Origin of the sequence: Micromonospora sp. NPDC049089 (assembly GCF_040648775.1) — a bacterium.
Lineage (GTDB): Bacteria > Actinomycetota > Actinomycetes > Mycobacteriales > Micromonosporaceae > Micromonospora.
This window is the reverse complement of sequence record NZ_JBEZEH010000201.1, coordinates 1-13,329: the sequence shown is the minus strand read 5'-3', so window position 1 is coordinate 13,329 and position 13,329 is coordinate 1. Positions and strand designations below refer to the sequence as shown.

The following is a 13,329-nucleotide window of genomic DNA, read 5'->3' as shown; positions in this document are numbered from 1 at the left end:
CCACTCCGGGCGGTCAGGCTTGATCCCTGCGTGGTCGGGCTCCCCGGAAACCCCCACCGCAACCCCGGCGGGATTGTGAGCGAGCCCGGCGAGAGCCCGTAGCAGCTCGCCCCGCCCTGCTCCCACGTCGACCACGTCGAACCGCGACGGATGCCCGAGGGCCGCGTCGACCTGGGTGAGCAGGCGCAGCAGCGCGGTGGCGAAGGCCGGGGAGGCGTGCACGCTGGTGCGGAAGTGGTCGGCCGGGCCGGTGCCGGCGACGAAGAAGCCGCCCGGCCCATAGAGGGCTTGGCTCATCGCGTCTCGCCAGGCGATCGACATCAGTTCACTCCGAATGCAGCGGGCGCGGCGCACGGTGATCAGGTGATGAAAAGTAGGTCAGAAACGCTCCGGTTACCTACTTTTCAGCACTTGATCATGGTGGCAGGGGGGACGCGCTGGCCTGGGGCGGTCGGGGACGGTGGTGAAGGGCACTTGAGGTGGTGGTGAAGGTTTTCACACATGCTTGTCCGGGTTCGGTGGGCCGGGCGCATACTTGCGATCGACCGGTACCCCTCTCGAGGACTGGATCGTCGACATGAGCGCACCGATGCGCCCGCGTTCGGCCGCCCCGCAGGGGCCCGCCGTTCTCGGTGCCTCCGCCACTCCCCGCACCTCCCGTCTGCTCACCGTCGGTGTCATTGGCGCCGGTCGGGTCGGCGCCGTGCTGGGCGCCGCGCTCGCCGCCGCCGGGCACCGGGTGGTCGCCGTCTCCGGCAGCTCCGGAGCCAGCCGCGCCCGCCTCGCCCTGCTGTTGCCCGAGGTGCCCCGTCGCCCGGTCACCGCCGTAGCCCACGCCGCCGCCGACCTGCTGCTGATCGCGGTGCCGGACGACAGGCTGGCCGGTGTGGTGACCGACCTCGCCGAGCGGGGCGCTTTGCACCCGGGGCAGATCGTCGCGCACACCTCGGGGGCTCACGGCCTGGCCGTGCTCGGGCCGGCCGTCGCGGCCGGCGCCCGGCCACTCGCCCTGCACCCCGCGATGACCTTCACCGGTACGCCGGACGACCTGACCCGGCTGGACGGCATCTCGTACGGTGTGACCGCCCCGGCGGAGCTGCGCCCGCTGGCTGCCCGGCTGGTCGCCGACCTCGGTGGCGTGCCCGAGTGGGTGGCCGAGTCGGACCGCCCGCTCTACCACGCCGCGCTGGCGCACGGCGCGAACCACCTGGTGACCCTTGTCAACGAGGCGACCGACCGGTTGCGGGACGCCGGGGTTGCCCGGCCGGAGAAGGTGCTCGCCCCGCTGCTGCAGGCCGCCCTGGAGAACGCGCTGCGGCTCGGTGACGACGCGTTGACCGGTCCGGTCTCCCGTGGCGACGCGGGCACCGTGCAGCGGCACCTGGCCCGGTTGGCGGCCACCGCACCGGAATCCGTCCCCGCGTACCTGGCGTTGGCCCGTCGTACCGCCGACCGGGCTATCGCCGCCGGCCGGTTGCGGCCGGTGGACGCGCAGTCGCTGCTCGGCGTGCTGGCCGACAGCAGTCGGGAGGTGGCCGCATGACCCAGGTGGTGCACACGCGCGCCGAGTTGGCCGAGGCCCGGGCCGGGCTGAAGGGCACTGTCGGGGTGGTGATGACCATGGGTGCGCTGCACTCCGGCCACGAGACGTTGCTGCGCGCGGCCCGGGAACAGGCCGACCACGTGCTGGTCACGGTCTTCGTGAACCCGTTGCAGTTCGGGCCGAACGAGGACTTCGACCGCTACCCGCGCACCCTTGAGGCCGATCTGGAGGTGTGCCGGCGGGCGGGCGCGGATCTGGTCTTCGCCCCGTCGGTGGCGGACATGTACCCGGATGGTCAGCCCCGCGTACGCCTCGATCCGGGCCAGCTCGGCGGCGAGCTGGAGGGGGCGAGCCGCCCCGGCTTCTTTCACGGGGTGCTCACTGTGGTGCTGAAGCTGCTCCAGCTCACCCGGCCGGACCTGGCGTTCTTCGGCGAGAAGGACTACCAGCAGCTCACCCTGGTCCGGCGGATGGCCCGCGACCTGGACGTGCCGGTCGAGGTGGTCGGCGTGCCGACCGTCCGGGAGCCGGACGGGCTGGCCCTTTCCAGCCGCAACCGTTACCTGAGTGGGCCGGAGCGGGCCGCCGCGCTGAGTCTGTCCGCCGCGCTGCGGGCCGGCGCGCAGGCCGCCGACGACGGCCTGGACGCGGCCGCGGTGCTGACCGCCGCGCACGCCGCGTTCGGCGCCGGTACGCCCGGTGCCCGCCTCGACTACCTGGTGCTCACCGATCCCGAGTTGGAACCGGGGCCGGTGGCTGGGCCTGCTCGGCTGGTGATCGCCGCCTGGGTGGGCGCCACCCGGTTGATCGATAACGCGGCGATCCACCTCGCCCCGCGCCCCTGACCCGGCCGTACCACCCGCCACCGAATACCCGCGAAAGGCCACTCCGATGTTGCGGACCATGCTCAAGTCGAAGATCCACCGAGCCACGGTGACCCAGGCCGACCTGCACTACGTCGGTTCGGTGACCGTGGACGAGGATCTGCTCGACGCCGCCGACCTGCTCCCCGGCGAGCAGGTGGCGATCGTGGACATCACCAACGGCGCCCGGCTGGAGACGTACGTGATCCCGGGCGAGCGGGGCAGTGGCGTGATCGGCATCAACGGCGCCGCCGCGCACCTGGTGCACCCCGGCGACCTGGTCATCCTGATCTCGTACGGGCAGATGGACGACGCCGAGGCCCGGACGTACCGGCCACGGGTCGTGCACGTCGACGCCGACAACCGGGTGATCGAGTTGGGTACCGATCCGGCTGCGGCGGCGCCTGGCACGGCCGGTAGCCCGGTGCCCAGCCCGTTGGCCGTGTCCGGAGTCTGATCCCCCGTACCGTGATTCCGGTCTGTTACCGGAAGGTCATTTCCGGTTACCCTGGGCACGCTGGCGGAAGCCGGTCGGTGGCTGGGGGAGGCCGCGATGAGCCGTGCCATGACGACCCTGTTCGCCGCTGCCGTGACGGCAGTGCTGCTGGTGGGCTGCGCCGGGTCCGGCGGGCTGGACGGTGATCTGACCGACGACTGGGCGGCGTTACCGGCACCGTCGGCGTTCACTCCGGCCGCCGGTGTGTGTCACGCCGCCGACTTCACCGATCTGGTCAGCCTGGCCAGTTATGAGCCGGTGGACTGCGCCGGGCCGCACCGTTTGGAGACGGTGCACGTCGGGGCTTTCCCGGCCGAGCGGGCGGCCGCTCCGGCGGGTGGTTCGGCCGAGCTGCGGAGTGCGTTCGCCGAGTGCGACACCCGGGCGACCCGCTACGTGGGTGACGAATGGCGGTCCGGCCGGCTGCGGCTGTCAGTGGCGGTGCCCAACGGGCCGGGGTGGGCGGCGGGTTCCCGGTGGTTCCGCTGCGACCTCACCGAGCTGACCACCGTCGAGGCGGCGGCGACAGTGGTGGTCCGGTCGGGCAGTCTGCGGGACGCGTTGAAGGGGCCCACCGGGCTGCGCCTCGGTTGCCAGCAGACCCGCGGTGGCGCCGGGCGGGGTGTGCAGACGCTGACCCCGGTGGAGTGCGGCAGACAGCACGACGCCGAGTTCGTCGGGGTGTGGCGCGCACCGGACCTGGCGTACCCGACCCGGGACGCCGACTGGCTGCCGCTCTACACGGGTTGTCGTAGCGTCCTGGCCCGGTACGCGGGCGTACCCGACGACGCCACGTTGCGCTTCCGCAGCGGCGTGGTGGTCCGTCCGCCGGGGGCGGGGCGTTGGAAGGTCGGTGATCGGGGCGTCCGCTGCTATCTGTGGCTCAGCGACCGTACGGTGACCGCCTCGTTGAAGGGCGCGGGCCCGGCTGGTCTGCCGGTCCGGACGAAGTGACCACGGCCTGACGGTCGGCGCGGCGCGGCGCGGGACGGACGGGGTCGCCCAAAACACTCGTCCCGCCCCCGCCGCCCCGGGCGAGGATGGTTCGGGTTGACTGGGGGGATGGACCTTCCGACCGTCGACCTGCCTGCCCTGCCCGCGCTGCTGGCCGCGCCCGCGCCCGGGTGGGTGGAGACCACCGACGTGATCGTGGTGGGTTCCGGCGTGGCCGGGTTGACCGCGGCGCTGCACCTGCGGGAGGCCGGTCTGCACGTCACGGTGGTCACCAAGGTCAACATTGACGACGGCTCGACCCGGTGGGCGCAGGGTGGCATCGCCGCCGTGCTCGACCCGGCCGACACCCCGGCGGCGCATGCCCGGGACACCGAGGTCGCCGGGGTCGGGCTGTGCGACCCGGCGGCGGTCCGGGTGCTGGTCGAGGAGGGCCCGACCCGGCTCCGTGAGTTGATCCGGATCGGCGCCGAGTTCGATCGGCACCCGGACGGCTCGCTGATGCTGACCCGCGAGGGCGGGCACCGGGCGGACCGGATCGTGCACGCCGGCGGCGACGCCACCGGCGCGGAGGTGCAGCGGGCCCTGCACGCCGCCGTGCAGCGCGATCCGTGGATCCGGCTGTTCGAGCACGCCCTCGTGCTGGATCTCCTGCGGGCGCCCGGCGACGGCCCGGACGGGCTCGGCCCGGCCTGCGGGATCACCCTGCACGTGTTGGGTGAGGGCAGCGAGGACGGCGTCGGCGCGCTGCTGGCCCGTGCCGTCGTGCTCGCCACCGGTGGCATGGGGCAGATCTTCTCGGCCACCACCAACCCGGCGGTCTCCACCGGGGACGGGGTGGCGCTGGCGCTGCGGGCCGGCGCGGCCGTGACCGACGTGGAGTTCGTCCAGTTCCACCCGACTGCGCTGATCACCCCGTCCGGCGCGGGGGTGCCCGGGGCGGGGCACGCGCAGCAGCCGCTGGTCTCGGAGGCGTTGCGCGGCGAGGGCGCGTACCTGGTGGACGGGGACGGCAAGAGGTTCATGGTGGGCCAGCACGAGTTGGCCGAGCTGGCACCCCGGGACGTGGTGGCCAAGGGCATCCACCGGGTGCTGCTGGCCACCGGCGCGGACCACGTCTTCCTCGACGCACGGCACCTGGGCGGCGATTTCCTGGCCGGTCGGTTCCCCACCATCGTGGCGTCCTGCCTGGCGATCGGCGTGGACCCGGCGACCGATCTGATCCCGGTGGCCCCGGCCGCCCACTACGCCTCCGGCGGGGTCCGGACCGACCTGCGCGGCCGTACCTCCATCCCGGGCCTGTACGCCTGCGGCGAGGTGGCCTGCACGGGTGTGCACGGCGCGAACCGGCTGGCCAGCAACTCGTTGCTGGAGGGTCTGGTCTTCTCCCGGCGGATCGCCGAGGACATAGCGGCCGGCCTGCCCGAGCAGGCCCAGCCGGCGGACACCGGCGCGTGGCGTGGCGGGACGGGTTGGGTGCTGCCCGCGGAGGTGACGCCGACCCTGCAACGGGCGATGACCCGGGGGGCGGGGGTGCTCCGATCCGCGGCGACGTTGGCCAGGACGGCCGGCACCTTGACCGACCTGGGCGCGGCCCGGGGCCGGCCGCGTACCGCCGACTGGGAGGCGACGAACCTGCTCACCGTGGCGTCGACGTTGGTTGCCGCCGCGTACGCCCGTGGTGAGACCCGGGGCTGCCACTGGCGGGAGGACTTCCCGACGGCCGACGAACGGTGGCTGGGCCATCTGGTCGGCGCGGTCGGGGCGCAGGGCCGGGTGACGCAACAGTGGGAGGGAAACTCGTGATCGAGTCGACGGAGACGGCGTTGCGGGCGGCGGGGTTGGATCCGGCGCACGTACGGCAGGTGATCGAGGGCGCGCTGGTGGAGGATCTGGGCCCGGATTTCCTGGACGTCACAAGCGTGGCGACCATTCCGGCGGATCAGACCGACACCGCCGACCTGGTGGCCCGCGCGGACGGGGTGTTGGCCGGGATGGCGGTGGCCGCTGCCGTGTTCGAGCTGGTGGGCGAGGTGACTGGCTTCGGTCGTACCGTCGAGGTGTCGGTGTTGGCCCGCGACGGCGAGCGGGTGGCCCGCGGCGACGTGCTGGCGACGGTGACCGGCCCGACCCGGCTGCTGCTGACGGCCGAGCGGACGGCGCTCAACCTGCTCTGCCGGATGTCCGGGGTGGCCACCCACACCCGCGCCTGGGCGGACGCGCTGGCCGGCTCGAAGGCGATGGTGCTGGACACCCGCAAGACGACGCCGGGCCTGCGGGCGCTGGAGAAGTACGCGGTGCGGGCCGGAGGCGGCACCAACAAACGGATGGGCCTCTACGACGTGGCCATGATCAAGGACAACCACAAGCTGGCGGCCGGGGGCATCACCGCCGCCTTCCGGCGGGTCCGGGAGGCGTTCCCGGAGGTGCCGGTGCAGGTAGAGGTGACCACAGTCGACGAGGCGGTGGAGGCGGTGGAGGCCGGCGCGGACTTCCTGCTCTGCGACAACATGACGCCGGAGGTGCTGGCCGGGGCGGTGGCCGCGGTGGGTGACCGGGCCGAGTTGGAGGCGACCGGCGGGCTGACCCTGGAGGTGGCCGGCCGGTACGCGGCCACCGGTGTGGACTTCCTCTCGGTGGGCGCGCTGACGCACTCGTCGCCGATCCTGGACATCGCGCTGGACCTGCGCAGCGAGTAGTTGTCTAGGCTGCGTGCGTGCTGCTCTGCATCGACATCGGAAACACCAACACCGTGCTGGCGACCTTCGACGGCGACAAGCTGGTGCACTCCTGGCGGATCAAGACCGATGCCCGCTCGACGGCGGACGAGCTGGGCCTGATGTTCCGGGGTCTGCTCGCCGGGGACAACGTCGAGATCACCGGTGTGGCCGCCTGCTCCACGGTGCCGGCCGCGCTGCGGTCGTTGCGCACCATGCTCAGCCGCTACTACGCGGAGGTGCCGAGCGTCGTCGTCGAGCCGGGCGTGCGGACCGGCGTGCAGTTGGCGATCGACAACCCCAAGGAGGTGGGCTCCGACCGGGTGGTGAACACCCTGGCCGCGTACACCCTCTACGGCGGTCCGTCGATCGTTGTGGACTTCGGCACCACCACCAACTTCGACGTGATCAGCGAGCGCGGTGAGTTCCTCGGCGGCGCGTTCGCCCCGGGCATCGAGATCTCCTTCGACGCGCTGGCCGCCCGGGCCGCGCAACTGCGCAAGGTCGAGGCCACCAAGCCCCGCTCGGTGATCGGCAAGAACACCGTGGAGTGCCTCCAGGCCGGCCTGTACTTCGGCTTCGCCGGGCAGGTGGACCGGATCGTCGAGCGGATGACCGAGGAGTTGGGCGAGGTGCGGGCGGTGATCGCCACCGGCGGCCTCGCCTCTCTGGTGATCAACGAGTGTCGCAGCATCACCCACCACGAGCCGATGATCACCCTGATCGGTCTGCGGATGGTCTACGACCGCAACACCTGACCCCCGGCCGCCGTCGGGCCGGCCTCCGTGCGGGCGTCAGCGCCGCCGGGCGCGCAGCACCAGCGTCCGGTACGGCAGTTCGATGGTGTCCCGGCCAGCCAGGGCGGGGTGCGTGTTCAGGAGGTCGGTCAGTTCCCGCTCGACCCGCCGCTGATCGTCGGTGGAGGCGGTGAGCCAGTACGAGCGGGTGCGGACCATGCCGAACAGTTCGTCCGGCGTGAGCGTGGTGCGGTGCGTGAACTCGCGCTTCTCGACGGCGTCGAACGCGGGGCCGAAGTCGGCGCCCTCTCCGAAGACCTGACTGGTCGACTTGTCCCCGAAGTGGGCGATGCGACCCAGCTCGGCCACCCAGTCGACGCTGCCGTCCCGGATGTTCCAGATGGGGGCGAAGGTGCCTCCGGTGCGGAGCACCCGGGCGATCTCGGCGTGCGCGGGCCCCCGGTCGAACCAGTGGTACGCCGTCCCCACCAGCACCGCGTCCACCGTCGCGTCGGGCAGCGGCATGGCCTCGGCGCTGCCCGCCAGCGCCGTCGTGCCCGGGGTGCTGGCGGCGAGCTGCGTCCGCATCCCCGGATCGGGCTCGACCGGTACGACCTCGTGACCCAGGGCCAGCACAGCGCGGGTCAGGATGCCGGTGCCCGCCGCGAGATCGACCACCCGGGCTTCGCTCAGCCCGTCGAGTGCCCAGCTGACCGCAGCCTCGGGATAACGTGGCCGAAACCGGTCGTAATCACTCGCAGCGACACCGAACGACAGGGCGTGAGTGTGATCGACCATGACGGGCAGGTTATCCCGTAACGCCCTCCGGCACGCTTGAGTACGCTCGGCCCTGACCCCCTGTATCTCCGTGACGAGGAAGCGTGCCGTGACCGAGCAGAACCCCGTGCCAGTGGACCCCGCCGACGACCTTCCCGAGCAGATGAAGGTCCGCCGGGAGAAGCGGGACCGGATGCTCGCCGAGGGCGTCGAGCCCTACCCGGTCGGCTTCCCCCGCACGACGACCCTGGCGCAGGTCCGGGCGGCCTACGCCGACCTGCCCACCGACACCGCGACCGGCGACCAGGTCGCTGTCACCGGCCGGGTGATCTTCGTACGCAACACGGGCAAGCTCTGCTTCGCCACCCTCCGGGACGGCGACGGCACCGAGTTGCAGGCGATGCTCTCACTGGACCGGGTCGGGCCGGAGCGGCTGGAGGCGTGGAAGCGCCTCGTCGACCTCGGCGACCACGTCGGTGTCACCGGCGAGGTGATCACCAGCCGTCGGGGTGAGCTGTCGGTGTTGGCCCAGCAATGGGAAATGACCGCCAAGGCGTTGCGACCGTTGCCGGTTGCCCACAAGCCCCTCTCCGAGGAGGCACGCGTCCGGCAGCGTTATGTCGACCTGATTGTCCGGCCGCAGGCGCGGGAGATGGTGCGCACCCGGGCAGCCGCGGTGCGCAGTCTGCGCGATTCACTGCACGGGCAGGGCTTCATCGAGGTGGAAACGCCGATGTTGCAACTGCTGCATGGCGGCGCTACGGCCCGACCGTTCGTGACCCACAGCAATGCGTTGAACACCGATCTGTATCTGCGAATCGCTCCCGAACTGTTTCTCAAGCGCGCTGTGGTCGGCGGCGTCGACCGCGTCTTCGAGATCAACCGCAACTTCCGTAATGAGGGTGTCGACTCTTCGCACTCGCCGGAGTTCGCGATGCTGGAGACGTACCAGGCGTACGGGGACTACAACACGATCGGCGAGCTGACCCGTAATCTCGTGCAACAGGCGGCGATCGCGGTGAGCGGTTCGACGGTGGTGACCCACGCCGACGGGCGGGAGTTCGACCTGGGTGGTGAGTGGCGGTCGGTGACACTCTTCGGCGTGCTTTCCGAAGCGCTCGGCGAGGAGGTCACGGTCCGCACCGACCGGACCCGTCTGGTGGAGTACGCGGACAAGGTGGGATTGGCGGTCGACCCGAAGTGGGGGCCGGGCAAGCTGGCCGAGGAACTGTTCGAGGAGCTGGTCGTTCCCAGCCTTGAGGCACCCACCTTCGTGCGGGACTACCCGGAGGAGACCAGCCCGCTCACCCGAGGCCACCGCAGCGAGCCGGGTCTGGCCGAGAAGTGGGACCTCTACGTGCTCGGTTTCGAGCTGGGCACCGGGTACTCCGAGCTGGTCGACCCGATCGTGCAGCGGGAGCGGCTGGTGGCCCAGGCGCAGCTCGCGGCTCGCGGCGACGACGAGGCGATGCGTCTCGACGAGGACTTTCTTCGGGCGATGGAGTATGGAATGCCGCCGGCCGGCGGTATGGGAATGGGAATCGACCGCCTCTTGATGGCCCTGACCGGCCTCGGAATTCGGGAAACGATCCTCTTCCCGTTGGTCCGCCCGGAGTAGTCCCGTCCGCTCGTACGCCGAGCCGTAACCGGAGCCTATTGACGCGACGAGCAGCGCGGGGGTTATTGTGCTCTCGTTAGCAGGAGCACCCTGCTCGAAAGGAATGTGGGACGTGGCCAAGCAGATCATTCACAAGCTGGTCGATGACCTGGACGGCGGGGACGCGGACGAGACCGTCAAGTTCGCCCTCGACGGCGTTCAGTACGAGATCGACCTGTCGAGCGCCAACGCCGCGAAATTGCGCGATGCATTTGCGTCGTACGTGGGCGCCGGCACCAAGGTCGGCCGCGGCGGTGTCGTGATCGGTGGGCGGGCTGCCCGCGGTCGGGGTGGCGCGACCGCCGATCGGGAACAGAACAAGGCGATCCGGGAGTGGGCCAAGAAGGCCGGCAAGGACATCTCGGACCGGGGTCGTATCCCGCAGGAGATCGTGGACGAGTTCCACGCGAAGCGCTGATCCGTCAGCAGCTTGGTGGCGAGCCGCCACCGCAGGCGACACCGACGCCGGGCCGGAGGAGTCCTCCGGGCCGGCGTCGCCGTATCCGGACGGCGTCGTCGTGCCCGTTCGGGGCCCGGGAAGCATTCCGGGCCCACCGGCGTTGTCCACAACCAGTGGAACAGCTGTCCACAGCCTGTGGATAACCTTCCCCAAGGGCCGGCGCGGCGCTCGTCGCGACCGCCGGTCCGCCCTCCGGGGCCTCCCGGAGCGCTTCGGGACCCCGGATGGGGCTTCCGTCGAGTCAGTCGGATTTCGCTCTGCGCGTAGCGACAGGGCTACCGGAACACCTCCTGAGCGCGGACGGTTGTTCAAAACGACGTGGAACCGACCCAGAGCAGAGACACACGACCTCAGCGGAGTCGGTCAGCGACGATAGAGTAAGGAGGCACGGACGCCCGTCCTGGACGTTCGTGCACCGGCCCCGCCAAGATCTTGACCATCAAGGCGCACGGCACGTGAGGAGCACGAGGGCATGTTCGAGCGGTTCACCGACCGAGCGCGACGGGTTGTCGTCCTGGCCCAAGAAGAGGCCCGGATGCTCAACCACAACTACATCGGTACGGAACACATCCTGCTGGGCCTGATCCACGAAGGTGAAGGCGTCGCGGCAAAGGCCCTGGAGAGCCTCGGCATCTCCCTGGAGGGCGTCCGCCAGCAGGTCGAGGAGATCATCGGCCAGGGCCAGCAGGCGCCGAGCGGGCACATCCCGTTCACGCCGCGGGCCAAGAAGGTGCTGGAGCTGTCGCTGCGCGAGGCGCTGCAGCTCGGCCACAACTACATCGGCACCGAGCACATCCTGCTCGGGCTGATCCGTGAGGGCGAGGGCGTCGCCGCCCAGGTGCTGGTCAAGCTCGGCGCCGACCTCAACAGGGTCCGCCAGCAGGTGATCCAGCTGCTCTCCGGCTACCAGGGCAAGGAGCCTGCCGCGGCGGGCGCCGCGCCGGGTGAGGCCGCGCCGTCGACCAGCCTGGTGCTGGACCAGTTCGGCCGCAACCTGACCCAGGCCGCCCGCGAGGGCAAGCTCGACCCGGTCATCGGGCGCGAGAAGGAAATCGAGCGGGTCATGCAGGTGCTCTCCCGCCGTACCAAGAACAACCCGGTCCTGATCGGTGAGCCCGGCGTCGGTAAGACCGCCGTGGTGGAGGGCCTGTCCCAGAAGATCATCAAGGGCGAGGTGCCCGAGACCCTCAAGGACAAGCAGCTCTACACGCTCGACCTGGGCGCGCTCGTCGCCGGTTCCCGCTACCGCGGTGACTTCGAGGAGCGCCTCAAGAAGGTGCTCAAGGAGATCCGCACCCGCGGCGACATCATCCTGTTCATCGACGAGATCCACACCCTGGTGGGTGCGGGTGCCGCCGAGGGCGCGATCGACGCCGCGAGCATCCTCAAGCCGATGCTGGCCCGCGGTGAGCTGCAGACCATCGGTGCCACCACGCTCGACGAGTACCGCAAGCACCTGGAGAAGGACGCCGCTCTCGAGCGCCGCTTCCAGCCGATCCAGGTGGGTGAGCCGTCGCTGGCCCACACCATCGAGATCCTCAAGGGCCTGCGGGACCGCTACGAGGCTCACCACCGCGTCTCGATCACGGACGCCGCCCTCGTGGCTGCCGCGACTCTGGCCGACCGGTACATCTCCGACCGCTTCCTCCCGGACAAGGCGATCGACCTGATCGACGAGGCCGGTGCCCGGATGCGGATCCGTCGGATGACCGCGCCGCCAGACCTGCGTGACTTCGACGAGCGCATCGCCCAGGTGCGTCGCGACAAGGAGTCCGCGATCGACGCGCAGGACTTCGAGCGCGCCGCCCAGCTGCGCGACAAGGAGAAGCAGCTCCTCGGCCAGAAGGCTCAGCGGGAGAAGGAGTGGAAGGCCGGTGACCTGGACGTCGTCAGCGAGGTCGACGACGAGCAGATCGCCGAGGTTCTCGGCAACTGGACCGGCATCCCGGTCTACAAGCTGACCGAGGAGGAGACCTCGCGCCTGCTGCGCATGGAGGACGAGCTGCACAAGCGCGTCATCGGCCAGGAGGACGCGGTCAAGGCGGTCTCGAAGGCGATCCGGCGTACCCGGGCCGGCCTGAAGGACCCGAAGCGCCCGTCGGGCTCGTTCATCTTCGCCGGCCCGTCCGGTGTCGGTAAGACCGAGCTGTCCAAGGCGCTCGCCGAGTTCCTCTTCGGCAGCGAGGACGCCCTCATCCAGCTGGACATGTCCGAGTTCCACGACCGTTACACGGTCTCCCGGCTCGTGGGTGCCCCTCCCGGCTACGTCGGCTACGACGAGGGCGGGCAGCTGACCGAGAAGGTGCGGCGTCGGCCGTTCTCGGTGGTCCTCTTCGACGAGATCGAGAAGGCCCACCCGGACGTGTTCAACACGCTCCTGCAGATCCTCGAAGACGGTCGGCTCACCGACGGTCAGGGTCGGATCGTGGACTTCAAGAACACGGTCATCATCCTGACCACCAACCTGGGCACCCGTGACGTCGCCAAGGCGGTGTCGCTGGGCTTCCAGCAGTCGGAGGACTCCGAGTCCACCTACGACCGGATGAAGCAGAAGGTCAACGACGAGCTCAAGCAGCACTTCCGGCCTGAGTTCCTCAACCGGATCGACGACACCATCGTCTTCCACCAGCTGCGCCAGAGCGAGATCCTCTCGATCGTGGACATCATGATCCAGCGGATCGAGGGCCAGCTGCGGAACAAGGACATGGGTCTGGAGCTGACCGACAACGCCAAGAAGTACCTGGCCGCGAAGGGCTTCGACCCGGTGCTCGGTGCCCGTCCGCTTCGTCGCACGATCCAGCGCGACATCGAGGACAACCTCTCCGAGCGGATCCTGTTCAACGAGCTGATCCCGGGTCAGATCATCGTGGTGGACTGCGAGGGCGACCCGGACGACATCGACAAGTCCAAGCTCGTTTTCCGGGGCTCGGAAAAGCCGATCGAAGTTCCGGACGCCGTCCCGGCCGACCTCGGTGGCACTGCCGCTGGCACCGCCGCCGCCGCGGGCGTGGACGAGTAACACAACCAGCAAGGGGCGGGGGGCCCCGGGCCGGCCGCCCCCCGGGCCCCCCCCCGGGGGCGCCCCCCCCCACCCCGCGCCCCCCCCCCCCCCCCCCCGCGGGGCGGGC

Annotated in this window: 11 protein-coding genes and 1 pseudogene; 10 read left to right on the top strand and 2 right to left on the bottom strand. The window is 70.8% G+C overall.

Annotated features, from left to right (window positions below; translation table 11 throughout):
* Nucleotides 1-321, bottom strand: a pseudogene (locus AB0B48_RS27195) (hypothetical protein); the annotation flags it as partial.
* A 256-nt stretch (nt 322-577) separates the two neighbouring features.
* On the opposite strand from AB0B48_RS27195, the gene AB0B48_RS27190 reads away from it, so the two are divergent.
* The 7 genes from AB0B48_RS27190 (at nt 578) to AB0B48_RS27160 (ending at nt 7,328) form a co-directional block, all read left to right on the top strand.
* Nucleotides 578-1,543 carry a Rossmann-like and DUF2520 domain-containing protein gene (locus tag AB0B48_RS27190; RefSeq protein WP_357206449.1) on the top strand — a complete coding sequence of 322 codons (966 nt, stop codon included), beginning with the start codon at nt 578-580 and terminating at the stop codon, nt 1,541-1,543.
* The gene (panC, locus tag AB0B48_RS27185; RefSeq protein WP_357206447.1) at nt 1,540-2,388 is read left to right on the top strand and encodes a pantoate--beta-alanine ligase; all 849 of its coding nucleotides are present in this window, start codon (nt 1,540-1,542) and stop codon (nt 2,386-2,388) included. Before AB0B48_RS27190 ends, panC begins: the two co-directional genes overlap by 4 nt.
* A 46-nt stretch (nt 2,389-2,434) precedes the next feature.
* Nucleotides 2,435-2,863 (top strand): aspartate 1-decarboxylase, encoded by a 429-nt coding sequence (gene panD / locus AB0B48_RS27180; RefSeq protein ID WP_355005947.1) that lies wholly within the window; start codon nt 2,435-2,437, stop codon nt 2,861-2,863.
* Nucleotides 2,864-2,959: 96 nt separating this feature from the next.
* Nucleotides 2,960-3,856, top strand: a complete 897-nt coding sequence (locus AB0B48_RS27175; RefSeq protein WP_357206445.1) for a septum formation family protein — start codon at nt 2,960-2,962, stop codon at nt 3,854-3,856.
* Between the two features lie 108 nt (nt 3,857-3,964).
* Nucleotides 3,965-5,659 (top strand): L-aspartate oxidase, encoded by a 1,695-nt coding sequence (locus tag AB0B48_RS27170; protein ID WP_357206443.1) that lies wholly within the window; start codon nt 3,965-3,967, stop codon nt 5,657-5,659.
* On the top strand, nt 5,656-6,552 hold the full coding sequence (gene nadC, locus AB0B48_RS27165) for a carboxylating nicotinate-nucleotide diphosphorylase (protein ID WP_355005944.1): 897 nt from the start codon (nt 5,656-5,658) through the stop codon (nt 6,550-6,552). Before AB0B48_RS27170 ends, nadC begins: the two co-directional genes overlap by 4 nt.
* A gap of 17 nt (nt 6,553-6,569) precedes the next feature.
* Nucleotides 6,570-7,328, top strand: a complete 759-nt coding sequence (locus AB0B48_RS27160; RefSeq protein WP_355005943.1) for a type III pantothenate kinase — start codon at nt 6,570-6,572, stop codon at nt 7,326-7,328.
* A 36-nt stretch (nt 7,329-7,364) separates the two neighbouring features.
* On the opposite strand, the gene AB0B48_RS27155 is transcribed toward AB0B48_RS27160, so the two are convergent.
* Nucleotides 7,365-8,105, bottom strand: a complete 741-nt coding sequence (locus tag AB0B48_RS27155) for a class I SAM-dependent methyltransferase (protein ID WP_357206440.1) — start codon at nt 8,103-8,105, stop codon at nt 7,365-7,367.
* Between the two features lie 88 nt (nt 8,106-8,193).
* Here AB0B48_RS27155 and lysS point away from each other — a divergent pair, with 88 nt between their 5' ends.
* The 3 genes from lysS to AB0B48_RS27140 all read left to right on the top strand — a co-directional run bounded on the left by lysS (nt 8,194) and on the right by AB0B48_RS27140 (nt 13,220).
* Complete coding sequence (gene lysS, locus AB0B48_RS27150) at nt 8,194-9,702, top strand: lysine--tRNA ligase (protein ID WP_357206438.1); 1,509 nt, start codon at nt 8,194-8,196, stop codon at nt 9,700-9,702.
* Between the two features lie 112 nt (nt 9,703-9,814).
* The gene (locus AB0B48_RS27145; protein WP_036392792.1) at nt 9,815-10,159 is read left to right on the top strand and encodes an Lsr2 family protein; all 345 of its coding nucleotides are present in this window, start codon (nt 9,815-9,817) and stop codon (nt 10,157-10,159) included.
* Between the two features lie 514 nt (nt 10,160-10,673).
* Complete coding sequence (locus tag AB0B48_RS27140) at nt 10,674-13,220, top strand: ATP-dependent Clp protease ATP-binding subunit (protein WP_357206436.1); 2,547 nt, start codon at nt 10,674-10,676, stop codon at nt 13,218-13,220.
* The last annotated feature ends 109 nt before the right edge of the window (nt 13,221-13,329 follow it).

Bases quoted from the DNA above. Each gene is read 5' to 3' on its own strand.
- AB0B48_RS27190 (WP_357206449.1), top strand. From the start codon at position 578: ATGAGCGCACCGATGCGCCCGCGTTCGGCCGCCCCGCAGGGGCCCGCC.
- panD (WP_355005947.1), top strand. From the start codon at position 2,435: ATGTTGCGGACCATGCTCAAGTCGAAGATCCACCGAGCCACGGTGACC.
- AB0B48_RS27170 (WP_357206443.1), top strand. From the start codon at position 3,965: ATGGACCTTCCGACCGTCGACCTGCCTGCCCTGCCCGCGCTGCTGGCC.
- AB0B48_RS27175 (WP_357206445.1), top strand. From the start codon at position 2,960: ATGAGCCGTGCCATGACGACCCTGTTCGCCGCTGCCGTGACGGCAGTG.
- panC (WP_357206447.1), top strand. From the start codon at position 1,540: ATGACCCAGGTGGTGCACACGCGCGCCGAGTTGGCCGAGGCCCGGGCC.
- AB0B48_RS27140 (WP_357206436.1), top strand. From the start codon at position 10,674: ATGTTCGAGCGGTTCACCGACCGAGCGCGACGGGTTGTCGTCCTGGCC.
- AB0B48_RS27155 (WP_357206440.1), bottom strand. From the start codon at position 8,105: ATGGTCGATCACACTCACGCCCTGTCGTTCGGTGTCGCTGCGAGTGAT.